This is a genomic window from Psychrobacter piscatorii (assembly GCF_904846415.1).
GTDB lineage: Bacteria > Pseudomonadota > Gammaproteobacteria > Pseudomonadales > Moraxellaceae > Psychrobacter > Psychrobacter piscatorii.
This window is the reverse complement of the sequence record NZ_CAJHAR010000097.1, coordinates 1-701: the sequence shown is the minus strand read 5'-3', so window position 1 is coordinate 701 and position 701 is coordinate 1. Positions and strand designations below refer to the sequence as shown.

The following is a 701-nucleotide window of genomic DNA, read 5'->3' as shown; positions in this document are numbered from 1 at the left end:
TAAATAGATATTGATGATAAATTCGTCTATGGGCATCTCACAACTCCATTGTATTCTTGGTCGAAAACAATAGATTAGTGAGGTGCTCTTCTTTTTTCAATCACTTTCGAAGTTGAGAGTGGGGTTGTATATAATTTATATATTGCAGAATATCTATTAGATACAAATACATCAAATACAGTTGAAACGTGTTCGTGATAGGCTATATTGTATTAATTTTACTTACAAATATAGGAAAGTGTTTATGTCAGAGTTTGATAGTTTAGAAAGTGCCGCTACTGCACTAGGTGATGGTGGTTTAGGTCCAGATTTGGATTTTGACACAGTTGAAGAATTTGTAGAGACGCTAATAGACACAGGGAATACAGATAAGGTATTTGCTTATCACGATGATCATCTTGGCCTTAAAGACAGTTTATCTAAAGAGGTCCTAGAGATGACTATCGATGACGCCGACGAAATACTTGAAAATGCAGATCCTGAGCAGTCAGAATTAGAGAATCAACTTAAACGTGTTCTTGATGAGGCAAATACTATAATTCCTCTTTCAAAAAGAGAGCTATCTGAAGATGACCTAGGGCGTGTCATCAATTAGCATGGATATTTCAGAATAAGCTATACTTAGATCGTATTTAGGAATTTGAGCTCAATGACTATGACAAGACGACATGCCCTACGTGATGACCAATGGGAGAGAATTA

The 701-nt window shown here is 35.8% G+C and carries 1 protein-coding gene; it reads left to right on the top strand.

The annotated features are described in order from the left end of the window. Positions 1-244: 244 nt before the first annotated feature. A complete protein-coding gene (locus tag JMX83_RS15005) occupies positions 245-595 on the top strand; it encodes a hypothetical protein (protein ID WP_201603390.1) in 351 nt (116 codons plus the stop codon). Positions 596-701: the final 106 nt, after the last annotated feature.

Excerpts from the sequence above, each read along its gene's own strand:
- JMX83_RS15005 (WP_201603390.1), top strand. The coding sequence starts at position 245 with ATGTCAGAGTTTGATAGTTTAGAAAGTGCCGCTACTGCACTAGGTGAT.